Consider the following 24,512-nt stretch of genomic DNA (forward strand, 5'->3'; position numbering starts at 1 on the left):
CGGCGGGCGCCGCGTCGCGTTCTGAAGCGTATGAACCTGCTCGACCTGCTGCTCGTGCTGGCGGCGATCGGTTACGCCGTCTCCGGATACCGCCGCGGCCTGGTCGCGAGCGTGATCCTGCTCGCGGGGTTCCTCGGCGGCGCGGTGCTGGGCGTGTGGCTGCTGCCCTTCGCCCTGCGGCCGTTCAGCGCGGGCACGGTGACCGCGGGCGTCGTGGCCGCCGCCGTCGTGCTGGTCCCGGCCGGGATCGGGCACGCGCTCGCCGGGCATCTGGCCTGGAAGGTCCGCGAGGGCCTGGAGTGGGGCCCGGTGCGCTGGGTGGACGGGATCGGCGGCGCCGCCGCCGGCGCGCTCTCGCTGCTGGCGGTGGCGTGGCTGATGGCCTCCGTCCTGGTGACCGCCCCGATGCCCGCCCTCAGCCGGGAGATCCGCGGGTCGGCGGTGCTGGGCGCGGTGGACGGCGCGATGCCCGCGCAGACGCCGGAGTGGTTCAGCCGGGCCACCAACGCGCTGTCGGGGGCGGGCTTCCCGCAGGTCTTCAACCCGTTCGAGAACGAGCCGACGGCCGGGGTGCCCGCGCCTTCCGGTGACGACGTGACGCCCGCCGCCACCACGGCCGCCAAGCGCAGCGTCGTCAAGATCGAGGGCGTCGCCGACGTCGACGGGGGAGAGCGCGGCCAGGAGGGCAGCGGCTTCGTCTACGCGCCGCAGCACGTGATGACCAACGCCCACGTGGTCGCGGGTGTCGCCCACCCGACCGTGCAGATCGACGGCGCCGGGTGGCCCTACCCGGCGAAGGTCGTGCTGTTCGACCCGCGCACCGACGTCGCCGTGCTGGACGTGCCCGGGCTGTCGGCGCCCACCCTGAGCTTCGCGGGCACCGCCTCGCGCGGCACGCCCGCGGTCGTCGCCGGATACCCGGAGAACGGCGGCCTCGACCTGCGCGCCGCCACCGTCGCCGGGCGGATCACCGCCACCGGGCAGGACATCTACGGCGACTCCTCCACCACCCGCGACATCTACCAGCTGCGCTCCGACGTGCGGCACGGCAACTCCGGCGGCCCGCTGCTGACCACCGACGGGCGGGTCTACGGCGTCGTCTTCGCCAAGTCCACCTCCGACGCGAGCACCGGCTACGCGCTCACCGCGGGCCAGGTCGCCGCCGACGCCCAGCGGGGCGCGGACGCGACGGCGCAGGTCTCCACGGGGAACCGCGCGGCGCTGTAGAGGGCGGGCGCTGGACGGCGCGGGTCCCGCCCCGGCGCCGACTGGGGGCTTTCCCAGGTCTGTTCGGCTTCGTCTTGACGCCGGGTCACCGTGTCGTCACCGTGTCGCGGGCCCGCCGGGGCACTCTGGCGTTCGGCAGCGAGGCGGACGGCGGCTGGCGGAGGCCTGAACGGTGTGGTGGCTGGGATCGACAGGTGGACCGGGCCGCCCTGGCCCGGGGCGGCCACGGGGTGCGGGGCGCCGCGTCGGGCCCGAGGCGCTGGTGCTGCTCGGCTGGGCGCTGACCCGGGCGGCGCTGCTGACGGCGGTGCTGGGCTGGTGGCGCTTCCCCGGCCAGGACGTCACGCCTGACGTCGCGGTCGCCTACCACCAGTGGTTCGAGCGGCTGCGCACCGGCGCCTTCCCCGCGCACGACGTCACCTGGCAGTACCCGCCGGGCTCCGCCGGCGCCTTCCTCGCGCCCGCGTTGCTGCCCTGCCTGTCCTACGCCCACGCCTTCTTCCTGCTGGCCTGCGCGGCGGACGCGGTCGTGCTGGGGCTGCTGACGCGCGCGGCGCGGGAGGGCGGCCCGGGGCGGATGGCCGGGCCCTGGCTGTGGGTCACCGGGATCGCGCTGCTCGGCCCGACCGTGCTGGCGCGCTACGACGTGATGGTGGCCGCGCTCGCGGTGGCCGCGCTGGTGGCGGTGGCCCGGCACCCCCGGTTGGCGGGCGTGCTGGCCGGGGCCGGCGCGCTGGTGAAGGTCTGGCCGGTGCTGGTGCTGGCCGGGGTCACGCCGGGGCGCGGCACACGCCGGGCGTGGGCGAGCGCGGTGGGCGCGGCGGTGGCGCTGGCGGCCGGGTTCCACCTGCTGACCCGGAACTCGTTCGCGTTCCTGGGCACGCAGAGCCGTCGCGGGGTGGAGGTCGAGTCGGTGGCCGCGCTGCCGTTCCAGTTGGCCCGGTGGCTGGGGATGTGGCACGGCGTGGTGCGCTACCACTACGGCAGCTACGAGTTCCTCGGCCCGCACGTCGGGGTGGCCGGTCCCGTGGCGCTGGCGGCGAGCGCGGCGGGGCTCGGCTGGCTGCTGTGGTGGCGGCTGCGGGCGCGGACCTTCAACGACGCGCTGGTCTACGACGCGGCGTTCACGGCGGTGCTGGTCTTCGTGGTGACCAGCCGGGTGATCAGCCCGCAGTACATGATCTGGCTGGTCGGGCTGGGCGCGTTGTGCCTGACGTGCCGCTCCACGACGCAGCGGCGGCCGGTGCTGCTGGTGCTGGCGGCGTGCGCGCTGACGGTGCTGGAGTTCCCTGTGGACTTCCACGCGGTGACCGGCTCCACCACGGAGGGGGTGGCGTTGCTGCTGGGGCGCGACGGGCTGCTGCTGGTGGCGACGGTCGCCGCCTGCCGGGGGGTGTGGCGCGGTACGACGCCGAGTCCGGACCCGTCCACGCTGACCAACCGCCCCGCGTTGCCGGCCAGCGCCTAGGCGCCGCCCGTTGGCGGGGCCCCGGCGGGGCGGCGGGCCGGACCTCAACGGGGGAGCAGGTAGACGGAGTTGAGGCCCGCGTCGGCCGGGTCGGGGGAGGGGACGTCGCGGTCCTCGACGTGGGTGAAACCGGCCTTCTCCAGGGCGCGGCAGGAGGCGCGGTTGGCGGTGAGCGGGACGGCGACGACACCGGTGACGTCGGGGTAGCGGTCGAGGGTGGCGGCGGCGAAGGCGCGGATCGCGGCGGAGCCCACGCCACGCCCGCAGGCGCTCGGTTCGCCGATCAGGTAGTCGATTCCGGCCACGTCCGGGATGCCGACCGCCCGGTCCCATTCGGGGTCGTCGGCGTGCCGGTAGCACTGGATGAGGCCGACGGGGACGCCGTCCAGCTCGATGAGGTGGACGTGGGTGGAGTCGCCGCCCTCGCGCCGGCCGCGGTAGTGCTCGGCGACGGCCGCCGCGGTGGGGGCCGGCGACCGCCACCACTGGCTGACGTGCGGCGCGGCCAGCCAGCGGGCGACGAAGGGGTAGTGCGCGGGGGTCAGCGGCGGGAAGGCGAGCTTCATGGCCCGGCCTCCTCCGTGCCCGGGTCCGTGGCGGGGTCCGTTCCTGCGCCCGCCTCGGCGCGTTCCTTCAGCCAGGCGTCGAGTTCGGCGCGGACCCTGCGGTCCATGGCCATCGACAGCTCGGCGTCCACCACGTTCTTCGCCAGTGGGCGCAGCCGGTCCAGGGCCTCGGCCATCCGGGCCGCGTCGCCGCGGGTGAGGTCGCGGGCGACCGGGTCGATGACGTGGGTGCGGATGAGCACGGTGAACAGGTCGGCGAGCGCGTCCACGTGGGTGCGTACCGCCCGCCCGGCGGCCAGCACCTCCGACAGCGGCACGCCCTCGCGTACCAGCGCGGCGGAGGCGTCCAGCAGCCGCCTGCTGACGTGCACGACCGTCTCCGGGTGCTCGCCGTCCACCGCGATGTAGCCGATGTCGAGGGCGGCGGCGAGGTTCTCGGCGGTGACGTCCGAGCCGAAGGAGTCGGCGAGTTCCTCGGGGGCGAGGCGGACCGGGGTCTCCTGCGACCAGGGCGTGGCGATGGCGTTCTCCAGGCCCAGCAGCTCGCCCACGTCGCGGCCGGACTCCCAGGCGCCGATCAGCTCGGCGATGCCGCCGAGGGTGTGGCCGCGTTCCAGCAGCGCGGCGATGGTCCGCAGCCGCGCGAGGTGCGCGTCGCCGTACCAGGCGATCCGCCCCTCCCGGCGCGGCGGCGGAAGCAGCTTGCGCTCCCGGTAGAACCGCAGCGTCCGCACGGTGATCCCGGCCTCCTTGGCCAGCTCCGCCATCCGGTACTCACGCCGCGGTGTCTCCTCCACGCAGGTCAGCTTACGGTCCGTCCCGCCCGGCACGGCCCCGCCCAACCGGCCGCCGCCCCGGCCGTGGGCGGCGCGGCGGGCGGGGATTTTGCCGGTCGACCCCTACCGCTGGTAACGGGTGTGTTCTACAGTCCGAACCGTGCCAGTGATTGCTGGCATGGTCCGGTGGAGCGCTGGGAGGCGGCGGCATGGCGACGCGCGAGCACTTTCGGGTGGCGGTGATCGGTACGGGGTTCGGCGGGCTGGGGGCCGGGGTGCGGCTGCGGCGGGAAGGGGTCACCGACTTCGTGATCCTGGAACGCGCCGACTCCGTCGGCGGGACCTGGCGGGACAACAGCTACCCGGGGTGCGCCTGCGACGTCCCCTCCCACCTGTACTCCTTCTCCTTCGCGCCCAACCCCGACTGGCCGCGCGCCTTCTCCGGCCAGCCGCACATCCGCGCCTACCTGGAGCGGGTCACCGACATCTTCGGCCTGCGCCCGCACATCCGCTTCAACTCCGAGGTGGAGGAGGCGCGTTGGGACGAGGACGCCCGGCACTGGCGGTTGCGCACCGCGCGCGGCGAGCTGACCGCCGACGTCGTGGTGTCCGCCACCGGACCGCTGTCCGACCCCAGGATCCCCGACATCAAGGGCCTGGACACCTTCCCCGGCAAGGTCTTCCACTCCTCGCGCTGGGACCACGACTACGACCTGAGGGGCAAGCGTGTCGCCATGGTCGGCACCGGCGCCTCCGCCATCCAGATCGTGCCGGCCATCCAGCCCCAGGTCGAGCGCCTCACCGTCGTGCAGCGCACCCCCCCGTGGGTGATGCCCCGCATGGACCGGGGCATCAACGCCGCCGAGAAGTGGCTGCACGCCAAGGTGCCCGCCAGCCACAAGGCGCGCCGCGGACTGCTGTGGCTGATCCGGGAGTTCCAGGTCGGCGCGTTCGTTCGCCGCCCGCAGCTGATGAAGGCCACCGAGCAGATCGCCCGCGCCCACATCCGCCGCGCCGTCAAGGACCCGGTCCTGCGCGCGAAGGTGACCCCCGACTACACCATCGGCTGCAAGCGCATCCTGCTGTCCAACGACTACTATCCGGCGCTCGCCGCCCCCAACACCGAGGTCGTCGACGGCGCCCTCACCGAGGTGCGCGGCTCGACGATCGTCACCGCCGACGGCGCCGAACGCGAGGTCGACGCCATCGTCTTCGGCACCGGCTTCCACGTCACCGACATGCCCATCGGCGACCGCATCCACGGCGTCGGCGGCCGCACCCTCGCCGAGCACTGGAAGGACGGGATGGCCGCGCTGCGCGGCTCCACCATCGACGGCTTCCCCAACCTCGTGATGATCATCGGCCCCAACACCGGCCTGGGCAACAGCTCGATGATCCTCATGATCGAGTCCTCCCTCAACTACCTGGCCGACTACCTCGCCACCCTGGAGCGCACCGGCGCCGCCGCGCTCAACGCCCGCCCCGAGGCGGTGCGTTCGTGGAACGCCGAGCTGCAACGCCGCATGCAGCGCACCGTGTGGAACACCGGCGGCTGCGTCAGCTGGTACCTGGACGCCTCCGGCCGCAACACCACGCTGTGGCCCGGCACCACCGCCGAATTCCGCCGCGCCACCCAACGTCTGAAGCCGCAGGAGTACGAGGTACTTCGGGGACGGGCCGAGCGGTCGGGCACCACCTCCGGCGCGTCCGAGGAGGTGGCCGCGTGACCACGGCCACCGGAGCGGGCACCGCCCGCGTCCCGCACCCCCGCCGGGCCGAACGCTACCTGCCGCCGGCGCCGCGCCGCACCGCGTACGTCACCTCCGCCGACGGCACCCGCGTGTACTACGAGGAGCACGGGGACGCCGACGCGCCCACCGTCGTCCTGGCGCACGGCTGGACCTGCTCGACCCTCTTCTGGGCCGCCGTCATCCGCGAACTCACCCCCGCCCTGCGGGTGATCGTGTACGACCAGCGCGGTCACGGGCGCAGCGAGATCCCCCGCGGCCGGGCCCGCTACAGCACCGACGCGCTCGCCGACGACCTGACCTCGGTGCTGGAGGACGCGCTGCCGGACGGCCGCAAGGCGGTGCTCGCCGGGCACTCGATGGGCGGGATGACGCTGATGGCGTCGGCGGGGCGGCCCGCCGTGCGCGCCCGCGCCGCGGCCGTACTGCTGGCGAGCACCGGCAGCGGCCGGCTGCTGCCGCAGACCCGCGTGCTGCCGCCGCGCGTGCGCGACCAGCGGCTGCGCGACCGCTTCCACCGGCAGCTTCTGGTCTCCGCCGCGCCGCTCGGGCCCGACGGGCCGCTGCTGCGCGCCGCCCTCAAGTACGGGGTGCTGGGCGCCGGTTCGACGCCCGAGCAGGTGGCGTTCACCACCCGGATCGTCACCGCCTGCCGCCGCAAGCCCCGCGCGGCATGGGGGCGGGTGCTGGCCGCGCTCGACCTGGACGCCGGGCTCGCCGACCTCGCCGTGCCCACCGCGGTCCTGGTCGGCACCGACGACAAGCTGACGCCTCCGGCGCACGCGCACCGCATGCTGGAGCGGCTGCGCGTCCCGGTGGGACTGACCGAACTGCCGGGGCTGGGCCACATGACGCCCATCGAGGCCCCGGACGCGGTGGCGGGCGTCATCCGCGAACTGGTCCGCGACCACCTGGCGACGCCAGACCCCACGGCGTCCGGCGGCGCCCCCGCCGCCGGGGCCGGCACGAGCGAACCGGCGAAGGACGAACAGACCGCACGGGAAGGCGGGACGGTATGAGCAAGCCCCTGCACGGCCAGGTCGTGGTGATCACCGGGGCCGCGCGCGGCGTCGGCGCCCTGCTGGCCCGCAAACTGAGCGCGCGCGGCGCCAGGCTGGCGCTGGTCGGCCTCGAGCCCGACGAACTGGCCCAGGTGGCAGCCGAACTGGGCGGCCGCTCCTGGGAGGCGGACGTCACCGACCGGGACGCGATGGCCCGGGTCGCCGACGAGGTGGTCGCCGCGTACGGGCGGGTGGACGTGGTGGTCGCCAACGCGGGCATCGCCACCGGCGGTCCGTTCCTGGATTCCGAGGCGCGCACCTTCGACCGGGTCATCGAGGTCAACCTGCTGGGCAGCGTGGCGACCGCCCGCGCGTTCCTGCCCGCGCTGGTCGCCTCGCGCGGCTACTACCTCCAGATCGCCTCGCTCGCCGCGCTGACCCCGGCGCCGATGATGGCCGCGTACTGCGCCAGCAAGGCGGGCGTCGAGGCGTTCGCGCACAGCCTGCGGGCCGAGGTCGGCCACCAGGGCGTGAAGGTGGGCGTCGGCTACCTCAGCTGGACCGACACCGACATGGTGCGCGGCGCCGACCAGGACGACGTACTGCGGGAGTTGCGGGCCCGGCTGCCGTGGCCGACCAACCGCACCTATCCGCTGGACCCGGCCGTCGAACGCATCGCGGACGGCGTCGCCCGCCGCTCCGCGCACGTCTACGCGCAGTGGTGGCTGCGCGGCATGCAGTCGGTGCGCGGCTACCTGCCGTCGCTGGTGGGCACCGTGGGACAGCGCGAGATGCGCCGCGCGGAGCCGAGGCTGCGGGCGACGGCGGAGCGGCGACGGGGTCTCGTGGGTGCCGGAGGAGCCGCGGACGAGACCGCTCGCAAGGACCTGAGCAGCGGTAACTCCGCTCCGTAACGGATGGTTACGCTCCAAGATGCGGGGGGTGGGAGGGCGTGTTTCTCTGAGGGAGGCCCATCCCCCACACCCCCCTAGGAGTGATCATGGGCATGCGAGACACCTCCGGTGCCGACGACCGCGCCCGCCGCGGCGGCCGGGACGACCAGAGCCGTTCCCGCGGCAGGAGCGACCGGGACGACATGGGCGGTCGCGGCATGGACGACCCGGACCTGGGCCGCGACGACCGCGGCATGGGCGGTGACATGAGCGGCCAGGGCATGCGCCGTGACGACCGCGACATGGGCGGCCGCGACATGGGCGGCCGTGGCGCCGGCGGCGACCGGCAGCGCTCGTCGCGGCCGCGTGACAACGAACCGGACGACATGCAGGACACGTTGGAGCAGAGCCGGCTCGACGACGACGGCCGCTTCTGACGGCTCCCGCCCCCTCCCCGGCGACCGCCCCGGTCACCGGGGACGGCACCGCGCGGGTGAACTTCTCGCGAACATCCGGGATACCCGGGCATACGGAAAAGGGCGCGTCCCCCCACGGGCGCGCCCTTCTCCCTGATTCCGCCCTGCCGGAATCAGCCGGAACACCGGGCCGGCAGCCCCCGGCCCAGCGTGTGATACGTGACGCGACCGCCCACTCACCTACCCGGCGATCCGTCAACTTCCGTAGGAACTGGGAGGCTTCGTCCCCTACGGAATCCCGGCGACACGCACTCTGCCCTACGGCCATGACGTGCCGCTGACTGCTCGCTGACGCCACTGTGACACGGTGCGTAGTCGCCGGAAGGCGCCACAACACGGGCGCCGCACGGGGGGAGGGGTGCTCGTCGGAGGACGGCTCGCCCGAGCCTGTGCCGTGTCCCGATCGCATCCTGGACCACGCATGGCGCAAAACACGCGGTTTTCACCGCATCCCCGCAAGGCAGGATGGAGCCGGATGTCGACTTCATCCGGTGGGGAACTCACATGACGACGGACGACGTGACCTTCGGCCTGCTCGGGCCGCTGGAGATCCGGCACGCCACGCGGCGGATCCCGCTCGGGGCCGGACGTCAGCGCTCGGTGCTCGCCCTGATGCTGCTTCAGACGAACCAGGAGGTGACCGTTGAGAGTTTAATCAAGCGACTGTGGGACGGGGAAGCCCCCGGCGGAGCGCGCAACACCGTGCAGGCCTATGTCGCCCGGCTGCGCAGGATCCTGCGCGAGGCCTGCGGATCCGACCACCTGATCCGCACCGGGCCGTGCGGCTACGCGCTGAGCGTGCCGGACGACGCGCTGGACCTGACCCGCTTCCGGGCGCTGGCCGCGGCAGGCGAAAGGTATCTCTCCCGGGGTGAACTGCGCTGCGCGCAACGGGACTTCGCCGAGTCCCTCACCCTGTGGCGCGGCGCCGCGTTCCAGGACGTGCCGTGCGACACGCTGCAACGCGACGAGGCGCCGGCGCTGGAGGACGAGCGGCTGCACGTCGTGGAGCGGCTGTGCGACCTGGACCTGATCCAGGGCGCGCCCGCCTCCGCGCTCACCATGCTCCGCCCGGTGATCGCCGACCGGCCGCTGCGCGAACGCCCCTGGTGCCAGCTGATCACCGCCCTGTACCGGTGCGGGCGGCGCGCCGAGGCGCTCACCGCGTACCAGGAGATCGCCCAGCTCCTCTACAGCGAACTCGGCGTCGAACCGGGCCCCGACCTGCGGGCGCTGCACCACGCGCTGCTGGACGACGTGGACATGGCCTGGCCGCCGCCGCGCGAACGCATCCCGGGCCCGCGCCCCGCCCCGCACACCACCTGGGCCGAGCCCCGGCAACTCCCGAGCGGTCCACCCGAGTTGGCGGGGCGCGAAGGCGAGGAAGGGGAGGCGGTACGGCTGCTGGGCACCCAGCCCGCGGCCGGCACCGTGCCCGTCGTCGTGCTCAGCGGCGCCCCCGGCTGCGGCAAGACCGCGCTCGCGGTGCGGGTGGCCCACCGCTCGGCGGCCCGCTATCCCGACGGCCAGATCTTCCTGCCGCTGGCCCGGCCGGACGGCGCGCCGCGCGACACCGCGAGCCTGCTGCACGACGCGCTGCACGCCACCGGCGCCGCCTGCGACGCCATCCCGCCCGGCGCCGAGGCGCGCTCCGCGCTGCTGCGGGCCCGGCTGGCGGGGCGCAGGGTGCTTCTGGTGCTGGACGACGCGGCCGACCCGGCGCAGGTCATGCCGCTGCTGCCGGGCGAGCCGGGCTGCGCGGTGCTGGTGACCGCGCGCACCGAACTGCCCGAGCTGACCGCCTTCCACGGCGCGCACCCGCTCACCCTCGGCGCGCTGCCCACGGACGCCGCGGTCGAACTCCTCGGCCAGATACTCGGCCCCGACCGGGTCGCCGCCGAGCCGGACGCCGCCGCCGAACTCGCCCGGCACTGCGGCCACCTGCCGATCGCCCTGTGCGCGGCCGCCGGCAACCTCACCGGGCCCCGGGTCGTCTCGCTCCAGGCGTACGCCGACCGGCTGCGCACCGGGGACCGGCTCGACCTGCTCTCCCTCGGCTGCGGCAGCGGCTCCGCCGTGCGCGACGCCTTCGACCGCTCCTACCGCGCGCTGCCCCCGGCCGCCCGCGGGCTCTTCAGGCTCCTGGGCGACGCGGGCCTGCCACACACCACGCCGCAGGCCGCGGCGGCGCTGGCCGGGCAGCCGGTGGAGCAGACGCAGCCGCTCGCCCGCCACCTGGTCGCCGCCCACCTCGCCGAGGAACCTGAACCCGGACGGCTGCGGCTGCCCGGCCTGCTCGCGGGCTACGCGGCCGAACGCGCCCGCGCCGAGGACGACCCCGCCGCGCTGCGTGCCGCCAGGGCCCGGCTGCTGGGCTGGTACGCCGCCCGCGCCGCGACCGCGGTGCGGGCCTGCATGCCGCAACCCGGCCGCGCCCGCCGGGACTTCGGCACGCCCGCGAAGGCCCGCGCGTGGCTGGAGGCCGAGGCGGACAACCTCACGGCGCTGACCCGGTGGGGGCGGGGGGCGGAACGCGACGCGCTGGTGGTGTTCCCCGAGGGGGTCGCGTAACGCCTTTAACAGGGACGGATTATGACGGCGCGTCAGGTGCGGGGTGGGAGAGGTGGACGGCTGCGGTCCGGGCGGCCCGACAGGTCCGGCGGCGACGCGGCCGGATGGCGTTCGAGGAGGTCGAGCGCGGTGCGCACCGCCACCGCGAGTTGCAGGCTGCGGCCCTCCGCCCAGTCCACGGGGGTGCGCAGCGCGTCGATGTCGGGCTCCACGCCCTCGTTCTCCACGCTCCACCCGTACGCGTCGAACCAGGCCGCGTTCATCGGCACCGTGATCACCGTGCCGTCGATCAGCCGGTGGCGCCCGGTCATGCCGACCACCCCGCCCCACGTCCGCGTGCCCACCACCGGGCCCAGGCCCAGCAACCGGAACGCCGCGGTGATCATGTCGCCGTCCGACGCGGTCGCCTCGTCGGCCAGCGCCACCACCGGTCCGCGCGGCGCGTTGCTCGCGTAGCTCACCGGCTCGGCGTTGCGCGTCAGGTCCCAGCCCAGGATGGTCCGGGTCAGCTTCTCGATGACCAGCTCGCTGATGTGCCCGCCCGCGTTGCCGCGCACGTCCACGATGAGCGCGGGCCGCGCAACCTCCAGCCGCAGATCGCGGTTGAACTGCGCCCAGCCGGAGCCGCCCATGTCCGGGATGTGCAGGTAGCCGCACCGCCCGCCGCTCAACTCCCGTACCACCGCACGCCGTTTGGCCACCCAGTCCTGGTAGCGCAGCGGCCGCTCGTCGATCAGCGGGGCGACCGCCACCCGCCGTGCGTGCCCGTTGGCCCGGGACGCCTCGCCCGGCGGCGCGAACGTCAGCTCCACCGTCGTGCCGCCCGCCCCCGCCAGCAGCGGTGAAGGGCCCGCCACCGGGTCCACCGCGCGCCCGTCCACGTGCGTGAGCACCGCGCCCTCGCGCACCCCCGTCCCGGCCAGCGGGGAGCGCGCCTTGGAGTCCGACGACTCACCGGGCAGGATGCGGCTGACCGCCCACGAACCGTCCTTCTCCCGGCGGAAGTTGACCCCCAGCAGCCCGATCGGCCGCTGGTAGTGCGGCGGTCCCTCGCTGCGCCGGGCCCCCGTGCAGTACGCGTGCGAGGTGCCCAGCTCGCCCAGCAGCTCCCGCATCAGGTCCGCGAACTCCTCGGGAGAGGCGACCCGTTCGACCAGTGGGCGGTACTGCTCCAGCACCGCGTCCCAGTCGATGCCGCACATGTCCGGCGACCAGAAGTAGTCCCGGATGATCCGGCCGGCCTCCGCGTACGCCTGGCGCCACTCGGCGGCCGGATCGACCTCGTGCAGGATGCGGCGCATGTCGAGCAGCACCGTCGAGTCGTCGTCCCCGCGCTCGTAGGCCGGGACGACGGCCAGGTCGCCGTCGTCGTACACCACGAGCCTGCTGCCGTCGCCGCTGACCGCGTACCAGTCCATGTGCCGCAGCAACTCCGTGCGGCGCGACTTCGCCAGGTCGTAGAACTCCAGTGTCGGGCGCGGCGAGGGGTCGGCCGGGTTGGCGAACGTCTCGCCCAGCGCGCCTGAGATCGGCCAGCGCAGCCAGACCAGCCCGCCGCGCACCGGCGCGAGGGAGGAGTACTTCGAGGCGGGCACCGGGAACGGCGTGACGCGGTTGGGCAGCCCCTCGGCCTCGACCACGACCGGGGCGCCGTCCCCGCCGCCGCCCACCGGGTCCAGGCCACCGCTCGCGGGACGGCCCTCGACGGGCAGCGCGAACGGGGAGGGGGTCGCGGAGTTCAGCGGCACCAGGTGCGGACGGCAGCCCAGCGGGAACGACAGGTCGCCGGTGTGCACGTCGTAGACCGGGTCGAAGCCGCGCCACGACAGGAACGCCAGATAGCGGCCGTCCCGGGTGAAGACCGGCTGCTCGTCCTCGAAGCGCCCGTTGGTGACGTCGACGACCGTGCCGTCGGCCAGCCGGGCGATCCGGATCATGCGCAGCGAGCGCCCGATGCCCGGGTGCGACCACGCCAGCCACGCGGAGTCCGGCGAGAACGCGAGGTCGCGCACGGGCCCGTTGGCGGAACGGATCAGCTCCCGCACGGTGCCCGCGGGTGGCCGCGCTCCGCCGCCGTCCTGAGGCAGGTCGTCGTCCTCGTCGGTGGGGAGCGCCTCCTCGCCCTCCCCGGTGGAGACCAGCAGCAGGCGGCCGTCGTGCGCGGCGACGGCGAGGGTGGTGCCGTCGGGGGAGGCGACGAGCTGGAGGACGCGGCCGAGGCGGCCGTGCGCGAGGCGGTCGCCGCCGGGGGTGACGGGGGGTGTGCGGGGGGTGCTCGCGGAGGCGTCTTCCGGGGTGGGGGAGGGGGTGCCGGAGGCGTCTTCGGGGGTGGGGGAGGGGCTGTCGGAGGCGTCGTCCAGGGCCTCGTCGCCGGTGCCGTCCGGCTCCTCGGGCGCGTACAGCCGCAGCCTCGTCCGCGGTCGCGCCGTCGTACGCCCCGGCAGGTCCACGATCTCGATCGCGTCCTCCCCGTCCGCGTCCGTCACGAACGCGATCCGCCCGGTCCCGCCCAGCATCACCGGCAACCGCACCCGCGCCCCCGGCTGGTCGGCGATGGTCCGCGCCGGGCCGTCCCGGTGGGTCAGCCAGTACAGGCTTCCGCGCACGCACACCGCACTGGCCCGCCCGGTCGTGTCGCACGCCAGCCCCGTCACGTTCGACGCCGCGGGCACCTGGTACGGCCGCCTGCCGTTGCGCGGCCCGCCCAGCCGCACGTCCAGCCGCCGGGGCACCGCCGCCGGGTCGGCCAGATCCTCCGCCAGCCACAGCTCGCCCGCGCACTGGTAGACCACCCTGCGCCCGTCCGTTGCGGCCGCCCGCGCGTAGAACGCGTCGTGATCCGTGTGCCGCCGCAGGCCGGAGCCGTCCGGCAGGCAGGAGTAGAGGTTGCCGATGCCCTCGTGGTCGGACAGGAACGCGATCCGGCCCGCCACGAACATCGGGCACTCCAGGTGCCCGCGCACCCGTGCCAGCAGCCGCTCGCCGTGCAGCCACAGCCGCCCGGTCGCGCCGCCCCGGTACCGCTTCCAGCTCGCCGGCTCGTGCGGCGGCGTCCCGTTGAGGATCAACGTGCGGTGCTCGCCGTCCTCGTCGGCGACCGCGATGTCCGAGACCCGCCCCCACGGCAGCATGCTCCCCGGCGAACCGTCCGGCGTGATCGCGTACGCCATCGAGTAGTGCGCGAACGGCTGCCCGTGCGAGGAGACCGCCAGGATCCGCCCGTCCGGCGTCCACGAGCACACCCGCGCGTCCGGGCTGCCCCAGTACGTCAGCCGCCGCGCCGGGCCGCCCTCCACCGGCACGACGTGCACCTCCGGGTCGAGGCTGCGCCAGTTGGTGAACGCGATGACCGCGCCGTCCGGCGAGAAGCGCGGCGGACCCAGCCGGGTGCGGTCGGCGGTCACCCGCCAGGCCCGGCCCGGCTCGGCCCCGGGGACGGGCAGCGGCGCGAGCCACAGGTCGTCCTCGGCGACGAAGCAGAGCAGGTCGCCGTGCAGGTGCGGGAACCTCAGATACGCGCCCTCTGTCACGGTTCCCATGGTTTCGGGCGGGATCGCGCCGGGCAACTTTTCCGCCCCCGCCGCCGGCCCGCACCCGGCCCCGTGCACCATGGAAGAGGACTTTGGCATCGGGCGGGAGCGAGCGGAAACAGTGGTGGACGTGGAGGTCCAGGACGCGGCGCCGGTGAGCGTCCAGGGAACCGTGGCGGACGGCTTCGAGCCGGTGCGCGACGCCTTCGCGGCAAACTTCGCCCGGCGCGGCGAACGCGGCGCGGCGCTCGCCGTCCACCGCCACGGCCGCCTCGTCGTCGACCTGTGGGCGGGCGATGCCCACGCCGACCGCCCCGGCACCCCGTGGCGTTCCGGCACCGCCCAGGTCGTCCGCTCCGCCGGCAAGGGCCCGGCCGCCGCCGTCCTGCTCCTGCTGCACCAGCGCGGCCTGCTCGACCTGGATGCCCCGGTCTCCGCGTACTGGCCGGCGTTCAAGGCGGCGGGCAAGGAGGCCGCCCGGGTGCGCCAGCTGCTCACCCACCGGGTCGGCGTGCCCGCGCTGGAGGTCCCGCTCACCGTCGCCCAGGCCCTGGACGGCGTCAGCGGCCCGCGCGCGGTCGCCGCGCAGCCGCCCGCCTGGGAGCCCGGCACCGACCACGGCTACCACGCGCAGACCTACAGCTGGCTGCTGGGCGAACTCGTGCTGCGGGTGACCGGGCGCACCCTCGGCCAGTGGTTCGCCCGGGAGGTCGCCGGGCCGCTCGGCCTCGACCTGTGGTTCGGCGTGCCGGAGGCCGAGGCGCACCGGGTCGGCCGGGTCGCCGTCGCGCGGGAGGCCCCCGTCGTCGCCTCCGCGGGCCTGCGCACCCGCCCCAAGCAGTCCGTGGTCGACGCCCACGCCGACCCCGCGTCCCTCACCAACCGGGCTTTCGGCGCCATCGAGTTGCCGTACGACGAGAACGACGCGGCGTACCTGCGCGGCGAGTTGCCCGCCTCCAACGCGGTCGCCACCGCACGTTCCCTCTCGCGCTGCTACGCCGCCCTGGCCACCGGCGTGGACGGCCGCGCGCCGCTGTTCGCCCCGGCGACGCTGGCGATGGCGCGCAGCGCGGAGTCCGAGGGCCCGGACCGCGTGCTGGTCGTCAACACCCGCTTCGGACACGGCTTCATGCTGCACGGCCCGTCCTGCCCGCTGCTCGCCCCCGGCTCCTTCGGCCACCCCGGCCGCGGCGGATCGCTGGGCTTCGCCGACCCCGAGTCGGGCGTCGGTTTCGGCTACGTCACCAACACCCTCTACAAGTCCGTCACCGCGGACGCGCGCGCCCAGGCTCTTCTGCGCGCGCTGCGAACCTGCCTACGCTGACCCGCATGAGGCGATTCGAGGACCACGCGGTCCTGATCACGGGGGCGGGCCGGGGCATCGGCGCGGCGACGGCGGCCCGTTTCGCGTCGGAGGGCGCGAGGGTCCTGGTCACGGACGCCGTACGAGAACGTGCCGAGCGGGTCGCCGAGGAGATCGGCGCGCTCGCCCACGCCTGCGACGTGACGGACACAGCGTCCGTCGAGGCGGCCGTGGACCACGCCGTCGCGTCCTTCGGCGGCCTGACCGTCCTGGTCAACAACGCCTACGCCTGCCACCCCGACCCGCCCCGCTTCGAGGACCACGCCGACGAGCCGTGGTACGCGGACTTCGAGGCCACGCTGCACGGTGTCTACCGCTGCTGCCGGGCGGCGCTGCCGCACCTGGCCCGGGCGGACGGCTCGGGCGCGATCGTCACCGTCGGCTCGGTCAACGCGGAGTCGGCCTTCGGCAACCACGCCTACAGCGCGGCGAAGGCGGCCCTGGTCAGCCTGACGAGAACGCTGGCGGCCGAATCGGCCCCCCGAGGCGTCCGCGTCAACCTCGTGGAACCCGGCACCATCCGCACCCCCGCCTGGTCCGACCGCCCCGAGGCCCTGGCCCGGCTGGCGGCCTGCTACCCCCTGGGCCGAGCCGGCGAACCGGAGGACATCGCCGCGGCCATCGCCTTCCTGGCCTCGGCGGACGCCGCGTGGATCACGGGCGTCACCCTCCCGGTGGACGGAGGCATCTTGACGACGAACGCGGCGACGGCGGTTCTGCCTTCGTGGGCGGGGGAGCGGGCCTGAGGCCTCGGACGGGCAGCGGCCACATCAGCGAAGCGCCTCCGCGATCCGGCGGCGGAGGCGGTCGTCGCTGATGGTGCCGACATCGCGCCAGGCCGCGTCGGAGGCCTCCTCGGTCTGCAACTCCCCGATGACGGCAGTGGTGCGGAACAGGAACCGGAAGTCGAAGTGCTGGTGCGCGGACTCGTCCCTGGCGCCGGTTGGCGTCGATGGAGTGGATGTGCCGGGACGCGCCAGTTGGAACTTGGTCACGCATGTGGGAACTGGCGGATGTCAGCTCCGGATTCGGACCATCTCCCGTTCCGCGAAAGCGCGGAAGCTGCGCGGCGGGCGGCCAGTGAGGCGCTGGACAGTGTCGGTGGTGCGGTCCTCGGCACCTTCGGCTATGGCGTGGTCCATGCCGGCGAGAAGCGCGGCGAACTCGGCGGGCATGTCGGCCGCCAGGCGGTCGCGCATCTGCTCGTAGGTCAGCCGGCGGTGGGTGACGGCCCGGCCGGTGACCTGGGTGAGGACGGCGGCGATGTCGCCGTAGCTCAGGGCTTGGGGCCCGGTGATGATCAGGTCGGTGTTCGGAGCCTGCGCCTCGGTCAGCACACGCACGGCGACGGCAGCGATGTCGTCGGCGTCGACGAACCCGACGCGGCCCTCGCCGGTTGCCGTTCGGATGGTCCCGTCCGCTCGGATGGTCCGGGCGTGCGCATGGTCGGCGGTGAAGTTCTGCATGAACCATGAGGGCCGCAGGACCGCCCACTGGGAGAACAGGGCGGGCAGGGCCTGGTGAACCTGTCCCACGGCAGGTCCTCCGGCGGGGATCGCCGACGAGCTGAGCAGGACAGCGCGGTGGACTCCTGCGGTGCGGGCCTGCCGGAGGAAGGGCAGCATGACGGCTGCCGGATCCGGAGAGCCGATCGGCGGGATGAGATAGACCCGGTCCGCGCCTTCGAGCGCACCCTCGAAGGACGCGGGGTCGTCCCAGTCGAACCGCACGGGACTGGCCCCGTCGACGGGGGTGGCGCGTCGGCTGGCGGCCTTGACGCGCCGGCCCGTGGCGCCCAGTCGGGCGGCGACGCGGCTCCCGGTGGTGCCGGTGGCCCCGATGACCAGGGTGAACCTCTGGGCTTCGTTCATCAGTTGCTCCCGGCGAAGTGAGCGGCGGGGTTCTGGACGGCGAGCGGGTTCCAGTAGTCGCGGTAGTGGGCGATGAGGCCGTTCTTGACAGTGACCACGGCGATGTAGGCCATGTCGAAGGGGCTGTCGGTGTCCACCAGACGGCCGACACCCCGCATCTCGACCACGATGGTCTCGGGGGCGGTGGTCTGATGGATCTCCACGTAGGGGAAGTCGTGAAGGTCTATGTGGTCGGGGTAGTCACGCATGTACCCGGCGACGGCCGCCTTGCCCTCCAGCCGCTTCGGCCAGCCTTCCGGCGCGAAAGGAAACTCGAAGATCCCGTTCTCGTCCCACAGGTCGACCCAGGCGGGGATGTCCTTGTCCAGCAGCGCTTGCAGGCCGTGGCGGTACAGGTCCACCGGTGCGGTGTTCGTGCTCATGGGGTGCTCCGTCCCGTACGATACGGACCCTGAGTCCGTTTCATACGTTCGACGATACGGACCCAGGGTCCGTTTTGCAATGGAGGAACCGCATGCCCGAACGCAAGCCACGCGCGGACGCCACTCGCAACCGGGAGGCCGTCCTCGCTGCTGCCGACACGCTCTTCGCCCGTTGTGAGAGCCCTGAGGCGGTCACCATGGCTGACATCGCGGCAGCGGCCGGCGTCGGCAAGGCAACGCTCTTCCGCGGCTTCGGTGACCGCACCGGCCTGATCCACGCGCTCTACGAGATGCGGCTCGCACCGATCAAGCTCGCCGTCGAGGGGGGGCCACCACCTCTGGGGCCCACCACCCCACCACTGGAGCGCGTACCCGCCCTCCTCGACGCCGTGCTGTGCTTCAAGATCGACAACCGCCACCTCGCCCTGGCACTGGAGGGAACCGGCGGCGACAGCCCTTACGTGGCAGAACACTACGAGCGGTGGCACAGCACGCTCCAGGCCGCACTGGAGCAGATTCCCGGGTTTGCCGACAGCGATTTCACCGCACACGCTCTGCTTGCTGCCACCCGCGCCGACCTCGTCGAACACCTCGTCGGCCGACAGCGGATGACTCGTGAGCAGATGCGGACTCAGCTGGCGGCCTTCACCGTCAGAGCCCTGGAAGCCCGTGTACCACTGGATCGAACAACCTGGACCGACGTCGAATCCCACCAGTGAAGGCGTTCATGCCGTAGCGGGCTCCGGCTGATCAATGGAACCTGGTCACGAATGTTGGAACTACCGTTCCGGTCGTGAGGTGTCGATCTCGCGCGCCAGGTCGTCGCCGACCCCGATGAGGAGCGTCCGCAGTGCCGCATGGTGTGAGGTGCTCGCGGCGCCGATGTGGAACGCCTTGAAGAGGACCGTGCCGACCACCGCGCCCACGCGGCCGGACGCGTGGCAGACGGCCCGGGGTCGTCGTGGCGTCGGGCTCGCCGACGAAGACCGCCGCCAGCACCGCCACGACGACGTACGGCGTCACGGATCCCCCCTCGGCCCACCGGCCTCAGCTCACCGACAGGACCGCCGTCACGATCTTGCCCGCGTACTTGTACCCCTCACCGGTGTTGGGCACGACCGCCGCCGCGGCGACGTCGCCACGGTAGGCGATGAACCAGCTGTTGGGCTTGGTCTGGCCGTCCACCTCCGCGGTGCCGGTCTTCGCGCCCACGTCACCGCTGAGCGAGCCGATCGTGGGTTCCGCGGTGCCCTCGCGGGCGGTCAGCACCATCATCGAACGGATCTCGGCGGACACCGTCGAGCCCAACTGGCGCGGCGCCTGCGCCAGTTGGCGGTGGTCGACGGAGTCGGGGACGATCACCGGCTGGTGGAAGACACCGGTCTTCGCGGTCGCCGCGACCGACGCCATGTTGAGCGGGTTGACCTGCACCTCGCCCTGCCCGATGTACGTGGACGCCTTCAGCGAACCGGTGCCCGCAGGGACCTTGCCGTCCCAGCTGGACACCCCGGTGTTCCAGGTCAGGCCGAGGCCGAAGACGTCCTTCGCCTCGTTCTCCACCGCTCCGTCGGGCAGCACGCTCGCCGTCGAGATGAACGCGGTGTTGCAGGAGGCGGCGAAGTCGGTCGCCACGGTGGTGGCGTTGGCGAAGTCCTCGCCCTCCACGTTGTGGAAGCTGCGCCCGCCGTACGTGATGGTCTTCGGGCACGCCAGCTTCGACGTCGGGGTGTACTTGCCGGTCGACAGCAGCGTCGAGGCGGTGATCACCTTGAACGTGGAGCCCGAGGCGTACTGCCCCAGCATCGCCTTGTCGTAGCCGTACGCCGGGTTGTCCGCGACCGCCAGGATGTCGCCGGTGCTCGGCTGCACGGCGACGAACGACGCGTCCGGGCCCTCCGTTTTGATCGCCTTCTCGGCCTCCGCCTGAAGGCGCGAGTCGATGGTGGTCGGCAGCGGGCTGCCCGCCTTGCCCTGCGACAGCGTGTGCAGCACCGGCCCGGCTGTGCCGTTGGCCTCGCGGACCCGCACCGCCATGCCCGGAGTGCCGTGCACCTTCGTGCCGTACCGGGCGGCGAGTTGCTGGAGGATCCCGGACAGCGACGGGTACGCGGTGGCCGACAGCGGCTTGCCGGTGCGGTCGACCGCGGTCAGCGGCGGCGCCCCGGTCGGCGCGGCCTCCAGCGACTGCCCCGCGGCGAGCCGCGGACTGACCACCGACGGCGCCCACTTGACGACGGGCTTGCCGGTGGTGGTGTCCCGTACGACGGTCAGCGCCGAGTCGTAGGCCCAACTCGACTGCTGGCCCGCGTAGTCGAACGTCGCCTTCGCGGAGAACGGGACGCGGGTCGGGGCGGCAGCGGTGCCGGGACCCGTGCTGGGGGCTGCTTGCGTCTGCTGCGGGGTCAACGTCAACGCGGTGGCGTGCAGATTCGTCCGGAAGGAGCCGAGCGCGGCGGACGCCTGCGACGGATCGTCGGTCAGCGCCGCGGCCTTCGCGGTGTCGCCCGCGGCCCAGGCGGTCAGGAACCCGTTCGCCGCCGAGTCGACCTCCGTCGCCGACAACGGCCCGGTCGCCACCTTGCCGTCGGACCCGTCGGCCCCGTCGTGCCCGGTCAGGCCCCCGTGGTACAGGTCGTAGCCGCCGTAGGCGACCCCGCCGACCACCACCGCGATCAGCCCGCCGATGACGGCACTCTTGGTCCCTCGTTGCATTGCGCCCCTCCTGGACTCCGACGGCTCCGGCGCCGCACGACCACCGCCGAACGCGTGACGGGCAGGCACTCTAGGCCACCGGTGAGGACGCGGCGACGGAAGGGGCGGTTCCACAGCGTTGCCGGATCGTCACCTCAACGATCGGATCCGGAGCCTCGGGAGAACCTCGGCGCCGTTTGTCGATCCGGACCCGTCCCGTTCGACATCCTGGTGTGGGGCACATCGCCGCCGCACGAGGAGGCGACCGGACCTGATGAGGGAAGACATGGACCAGCTGTTGCGCGTGCAGAACTTCACGGTCTCCAGCGACGGCGTCGCCGCGCGCGAGGAGCAGAGCCTGGAGCGGCCCTTCGGCCCCGGCATCGATCCGGGAGAACTCTTCGCCTGGGCCGGCGCCACGGCGAGCTGGCCGGGCCGCACCGAGCCCGGGGGAAGCCGGGGCCTGGACGACTACTTCACCCGGGACTTCAGCCACGGCATCGGCGCCGAGATCATGGGCCGCAACAAGTTCGGGCCCCAGCGCGGCCCGTGGCGCGACCACGAGTGGCGCGGCTGGTGGGGCGACGAGCCGCCCTTTCACACGCCGGTGTTCGTCCTGACCCACCACGAGCGCCCGTCGTTCACGCTCTCCGACACCACGTTCCACTTCGTGGACGACGACCCCGCCACCGTTCTCGCGCGGGCGCGGCAGGCCGCGCGGGGCAAGGACGTCCGGCTCGGCGGCGGCGTCACCACCATCAGGGAGTTCCTCGACGCCGACCTCGTCGACACCCTGCACGTGGCCGTCGCGCCGGTGAAGCTCGGGAACGGCCTGCGCCTGTGGGACTCGCCCGACCAGCTGCGGGACCGCTTCCACCTGGAGGTCGTCCCCAGCCCGAGCGGCGTGACCCACCACCTCTTCTGGCGCAAGTGACGTCCGGCCTGCCTAGATCCAGGTCTCCAGCCACATCCGGTTCAGCCAGTCGTGGTACGGGATCGTCATGCCGGTGTAGATCGGGAAGAAGTAGACGAAGTTCCAGACGATCAGCAGCACCAGCGTGCCGGCGCCCACCGCGCCCCACATTCTGCGGCGTTCCGTCGCGCCTGAGGGGCCGAGGGCCGCGCCCAGCATCTGGGCCACCGCCAGGCACAGGAACGGCACGAAGACCACCGCGTAGAACAGGAAGATCGTGCGCTGCTGGTAGTTGAACCACGGAAGGTAGCCCGCCGCCACCCCGCACAGGATCGCGCCGGAGCGCCAGTCGCGGCGGAACGCCCAGCGGTAGAGCAGGTACAGCAGCGCGAAGCACGCCGCCCACCACAGCAGCGGCGTGCCCAGCGCCAGCACCTCGCGCGAACAGCCGCCCACCGCCGTGCAGCCGTCCTGGCCGTACTTCGGCGACTCGTAGAAGTACGACACGGGCCGCCCCAGCACGAGCCAGCTCCACGGGTTGGACTGGTAGGTGTGCGGCTGGGTGAGGTGGATGTTGAACTGGTAGACCTGGTACTCGTAGTGCCACAGGCTGCGCAGCGGCGCCGGGATCCACGACCAGGTGCCGCCCCGGCCGTCCGCCCAGTGCCGGAAGTAGCCGTTGCCGGTCACGAACCAGCCCGTCCACGAGACCAGGTAGGTCACCACCGCCACCGGCACGATCGAGAGAAACGCCGGCAGCGCGTCGCGGCGCAGCATCGCCCGGTACGGGCGCGGCGCACCGGCCACCCGGCGCGCGGCGGCGTCCCACAGCACCGCCATCACCCCGAACGCGGCCACGTACGGGAAGCCGTTCCACTTCGTGGCGCAGGCCAGGCCCAGCAGCACACCGGCCGCCAGCCGCCACGGCCGCAGGCCCAGCTTCACCGCCGCCCCGGTCAGGGCGTCGGGCCGGCTCCCGTCGCCGGGCAGCGCGGCGGCCAGCCGGGCGCGCGCCTTGTCCCGGTCGATCAGGAGCGCGCCGAACGCGGCCAGCACCCAGAACATCACGATGAGGTCCAGCAGCGAGGTGCGGCTCATCACGAACTCCAGGCCGTCCACCGCCATCAGCCCGCCGGCCAGGCACCCCAGCGCGGTCGAGCGCAGCAGCCGCCGCCCGATCCGGCAGAGCATCAGCACCGCCAGCGTGCCGAGCAGCGCGGTCATGAACCGCCAGCCGAACGGGTTGAGCCCGAACAGCCACTCGCCGAACCCGATCACCCACTTGCCCATCGGCGGATGCACCACGTACGACGGGTCCGCGCTGAGCGGGATCTTCTGCGGGTGCTGGAGGATCAGGGAGTTGGCGTTGTCCGGCCAGGTGCCCTCGTAGCCCAGGTGCCACAGCGCCCAGGCGTCCTTGGCGTAGTAGGTCTCGTCGAATATCACCGCGCGCGGGCTGCCCAGGCGCCAGAAGCGCAGCCCCCCGGCGAGCAGCGCGACGAGCAGCGGGCCGCCCCAGCCTGACCAGCGGGCCAGCCGGGCGGCCGCGGCCGGGCCGAGGCCCAGCGTGCGCCACGGCCTCGTGCCGGGCTCCGGGAACGGCGCCACCAGACGCTCACGGGTCGAGGCGTGCGGCCGCTCGACGTACCCGAAGCGGCTCAGCCGCCGCCCCCAGGCCGTCCGCGGCGCCACCTCATCCGGCGCGCCGGAGGCGGTCGAACCGTGCGCGGCGTCGGTCGCGGTCTCACTCGTCACCGGGCCATCGTAAGGAAGGGCCCGCTCGGACGACTGTGGTGCGTCGGCTTCACAGGGCATTTTCAGGGGACGGCACCCATTTGTCCGGGCCTGGTCCGGACGGACGTCCCGGGTCGGGGAGACTGGGCGGGTGACTGGAGTACTCGTACTGGCCGGAACGCCCATCGGCGACCCCGCCGACGCCCCGCCCCGCCTGTCCACCGAACTGGCGGCGGCCGACATCGTCGCCGCCGAGGACACCCGCCGGCTGCGGCGGCTCGCGGCGACGCTGGAGGTGACGCCCGCCGGCCGGATCGTGTCGTACTTCGAGGGCAACGAGAGCGCCCGCACCCCGGAACTGGTCGAGGCGCTGGCGGGCGGCGCGCGGGTGCTGCTGGTCACCGACGCGGGCATGCCGTCGGTGTCCGACCCGGGCTACCGGCTGGTGGCCGCCTGCGTGGAGCGCGACATCACGGTCACCGCTGTGCCCGGTCCGTCGGCGGTGCTGACCGCGCTGGCGCTGTCCGGGCTGCCGGTGGACCGCTTCTGCTTCGAGGGCTTCCTGCCGCGCAAGCAGGGCGAACGGCTCTCCCGGCTGCGCGAGGTCGCCGCCGACCGCCGCACCCTCGTCTACTTCGAGTCCACCCACCGCATCGCCGAGGCGCTCGCCGCGATGGCCGAGGTCTTCGGCCCTGACCGCAGGGCGGCGGTGTGCCGGGAGCTGACCAAGACGTACGAGGAGGTCAGACGCGGCGCGCTCGGCGACCTGGCGGAGTGGTCGCGCGACGGCGTGCGCGGCGAGATCACGGTGGTCGTCGAGGGAGCGGGCGAGCCATCGCCGGAGGAACTGGACGACGCGGAGCTGGCCCGCAGGGTCGCCGCCAGGGAGTCCGCGGGCGAGCCCCGCAAGGCGGCGATCGCGAGCGTGGCGGGCGAGGCGGGGGTGCCGAAGCGGCGGGTCTTCGACGCGGTGGTGGCGGCGAAGCGGGCCTGAACGGCGGGTGGGGGTTCCGGGTCGTGTTTGCGGAGTGCCGCGCAGCGGCGCAGACGTGACACTCCGCGAACCAGGCCCCCGTACAAGAACGCCCCCGCCTCCCTGACCTGCGTTGACCCCCGTTCCGCAAAGCCCGGTAAAGGCATACGGTGGAAGTTCGGGGAGAAATAAAGACCCAGACCACAAAACCCCCAAATCTGGCTCAAGACGAGACCGCCCCTGCTGCGTCGCGCCGGAATGAGGCGTTCGCTGTAGGTGGGAAGTCCCG

Annotated in this window: 21 protein-coding genes; 12 read left to right on the plus strand and 9 right to left on the minus strand. The window is 73.7% G+C overall.

Annotation, left to right across the window (positions count from 1 at the left end):
• Positions 1-30: 30 nt before the first annotated feature.
• Together CK485_RS02350 and CK485_RS02355 are read left to right on the plus strand one after the other, a co-directional pair.
• Positions 31-1,227, plus strand: a complete 1,197-nt coding sequence (locus tag CK485_RS02350; RefSeq protein WP_109446269.1) for a MarP family serine protease — start codon at positions 31-33, stop codon at positions 1,225-1,227.
• 262 nt (positions 1,228-1,489) lie between these two features.
• Positions 1,490-2,695 (plus strand): glycosyltransferase family 87 protein, encoded by a 1,206-nt coding sequence (locus CK485_RS02355; protein WP_241968073.1) that lies wholly within the window; start codon positions 1,490-1,492, stop codon positions 2,693-2,695.
• A 44-nt stretch (positions 2,696-2,739) separates the two neighbouring features.
• Here CK485_RS02355 and CK485_RS02360 read toward each other — a convergent pair whose 3' ends face one another.
• Positions 2,740-3,261, minus strand: coding sequence for a GNAT family N-acetyltransferase (locus tag CK485_RS02360; RefSeq protein WP_109446271.1), 522 nt, complete (start codon positions 3,259-3,261; stop codon positions 2,740-2,742).
• Positions 3,258-4,028: a MerR family transcriptional regulator gene (locus CK485_RS02365; protein WP_109446273.1), complete on the minus strand. Its 771-nt coding sequence runs from the start codon at positions 4,026-4,028 to the stop codon at positions 3,258-3,260. Before CK485_RS02365 ends, CK485_RS02360 begins: the two co-directional genes overlap by 4 nt.
• 218 nt (positions 4,029-4,246) lie before the next feature.
• On the opposite strand from CK485_RS02365, the gene CK485_RS02370 reads away from it, so the two are divergent.
• From CK485_RS02370 to CK485_RS02390, 5 genes are all read left to right on the plus strand, one after another.
• A complete protein-coding gene (locus CK485_RS02370; RefSeq protein WP_109446275.1) occupies positions 4,247-5,764 on the plus strand; it encodes an NAD(P)/FAD-dependent oxidoreductase in 1,518 nt (505 codons plus the stop codon).
• A 59-nt stretch (positions 5,765-5,823) separates the two neighbouring features.
• Positions 5,824-6,804, plus strand: a complete 981-nt coding sequence (locus CK485_RS02375; protein ID WP_199239211.1) for an alpha/beta hydrolase — start codon at positions 5,824-5,826, stop codon at positions 6,802-6,804.
• The gene (locus CK485_RS02380) at positions 6,801-7,700 is read left to right on the plus strand and encodes an SDR family oxidoreductase (protein ID WP_109446279.1); all 900 of its coding nucleotides are present in this window, start codon (positions 6,801-6,803) and stop codon (positions 7,698-7,700) included. The genes CK485_RS02375 and CK485_RS02380 overlap by 4 nt, the downstream gene beginning before the upstream one ends.
• A gap of 86 nt (positions 7,701-7,786) precedes the next feature.
• A complete protein-coding gene (locus tag CK485_RS02385; protein ID WP_109446281.1) occupies positions 7,787-8,116 on the plus strand; it encodes a hypothetical protein in 330 nt (109 codons plus the stop codon).
• Positions 8,117-8,659: 543 nt separating this feature from the next.
• Positions 8,660-10,726: an AfsR/SARP family transcriptional regulator gene (locus tag CK485_RS02390; protein ID WP_158288146.1), complete on the plus strand. Its 2,067-nt coding sequence runs from the start codon at positions 8,660-8,662 to the stop codon at positions 10,724-10,726.
• A gap of 32 nt (positions 10,727-10,758) precedes the next feature.
• Here the strand turns inward: CK485_RS02390 and CK485_RS02395 are convergent, their stop codons facing one another.
• A complete protein-coding gene (locus CK485_RS02395) occupies positions 10,759-14,256 on the minus strand; it encodes a S41 family peptidase (RefSeq protein WP_109446588.1) in 3,498 nt (1,165 codons plus the stop codon).
• A gap of 130 nt (positions 14,257-14,386) precedes the next feature.
• Between CK485_RS02395 and CK485_RS02400 the strand changes: the two genes are divergently transcribed.
• Positions 14,387-15,580: a serine hydrolase domain-containing protein gene (locus CK485_RS02400; RefSeq protein WP_241968074.1), complete on the plus strand. Its 1,194-nt coding sequence runs from the start codon at positions 14,387-14,389 to the stop codon at positions 15,578-15,580.
• A gap of 5 nt (positions 15,581-15,585) precedes the next feature.
• On the plus strand, positions 15,586-16,365 hold the full coding sequence (locus tag CK485_RS02405) for an SDR family NAD(P)-dependent oxidoreductase (protein ID WP_109446285.1): 780 nt from the start codon (positions 15,586-15,588) through the stop codon (positions 16,363-16,365).
• A gap of 24 nt (positions 16,366-16,389) precedes the next feature.
• Here CK485_RS02405 and CK485_RS02410 read toward each other — a convergent pair whose 3' ends face one another.
• Genes CK485_RS02410 through CK485_RS02420 form a run of 3 tightly spaced genes read right to left on the minus strand, consistent with a single transcriptional unit; the run spans position 16,390 to position 17,912 of the window.
• Positions 16,390-16,614 (minus strand): hypothetical protein, encoded by a 225-nt coding sequence (locus CK485_RS02410; protein ID WP_109446287.1) that lies wholly within the window; start codon positions 16,612-16,614, stop codon positions 16,390-16,392.
• Between the two features lie 21 nt (positions 16,615-16,635).
• Positions 16,636-17,490 carry an NAD(P)H-binding protein gene (locus tag CK485_RS02415; protein ID WP_109446289.1) on the minus strand — a complete coding sequence of 285 codons (855 nt, stop codon included), beginning with the start codon at positions 17,488-17,490 and terminating at the stop codon, positions 16,636-16,638.
• Positions 17,490-17,912: a nuclear transport factor 2 family protein gene (locus CK485_RS02420; RefSeq protein ID WP_109446291.1), complete on the minus strand. Its 423-nt coding sequence runs from the start codon at positions 17,910-17,912 to the stop codon at positions 17,490-17,492. Before CK485_RS02420 ends, CK485_RS02415 begins: the two co-directional genes overlap by 1 nt.
• Positions 17,913-18,004: 92 nt before the next feature.
• Between CK485_RS02420 and CK485_RS02425 the strand changes: the two genes are divergently transcribed.
• Positions 18,005-18,631: a TetR/AcrR family transcriptional regulator gene (locus CK485_RS02425; RefSeq protein ID WP_109446293.1), complete on the plus strand. Its 627-nt coding sequence runs from the start codon at positions 18,005-18,007 to the stop codon at positions 18,629-18,631.
• 60 nt (positions 18,632-18,691) lie between these two features.
• Here CK485_RS02425 and CK485_RS28645 read toward each other — a convergent pair whose 3' ends face one another.
• Both CK485_RS28645 and CK485_RS02430 read right to left on the minus strand, forming a co-directional pair.
• A complete protein-coding gene (locus CK485_RS28645) occupies positions 18,692-18,829 on the minus strand; it encodes a hypothetical protein (RefSeq protein WP_158288147.1) in 138 nt (45 codons plus the stop codon).
• Positions 18,830-18,959: 130 nt separating this feature from the next.
• On the minus strand, positions 18,960-20,624 hold the full coding sequence (locus tag CK485_RS02430) for a penicillin-binding transpeptidase domain-containing protein (protein ID WP_109446295.1): 1,665 nt from the start codon (positions 20,622-20,624) through the stop codon (positions 18,960-18,962).
• Between the two features lie 265 nt (positions 20,625-20,889).
• On the opposite strand from CK485_RS02430, the gene CK485_RS02435 reads away from it, so the two are divergent.
• Positions 20,890-21,537: a dihydrofolate reductase family protein gene (locus CK485_RS02435; RefSeq protein WP_109446297.1), complete on the plus strand. Its 648-nt coding sequence runs from the start codon at positions 20,890-20,892 to the stop codon at positions 21,535-21,537.
• A gap of 12 nt (positions 21,538-21,549) precedes the next feature.
• Here the strand turns inward: CK485_RS02435 and CK485_RS02440 are convergent, their stop codons facing one another.
• Entirely contained in the window at positions 21,550-23,331 is a 1,782-nt protein-coding gene (locus CK485_RS02440) for a phospholipid carrier-dependent glycosyltransferase (RefSeq protein ID WP_109446299.1), read from the minus strand.
• Positions 23,332-23,401: 70 nt separating this feature from the next.
• On the opposite strand from CK485_RS02440, the gene rsmI reads away from it, so the two are divergent.
• The gene (rsmI, locus tag CK485_RS02445) at positions 23,402-24,244 is read left to right on the plus strand and encodes a 16S rRNA (cytidine(1402)-2'-O)-methyltransferase (RefSeq protein ID WP_109446301.1); all 843 of its coding nucleotides are present in this window, start codon (positions 23,402-23,404) and stop codon (positions 24,242-24,244) included.
• Positions 24,245-24,512 lie beyond the last annotated feature (268 nt).

The organism is Streptomyces sp. ICBB 8177 (genome assembly GCF_003144095.1).
Classification (GTDB): domain Bacteria; phylum Actinomycetota; class Actinomycetes; order Streptomycetales; family Streptomycetaceae; genus Streptantibioticus_D.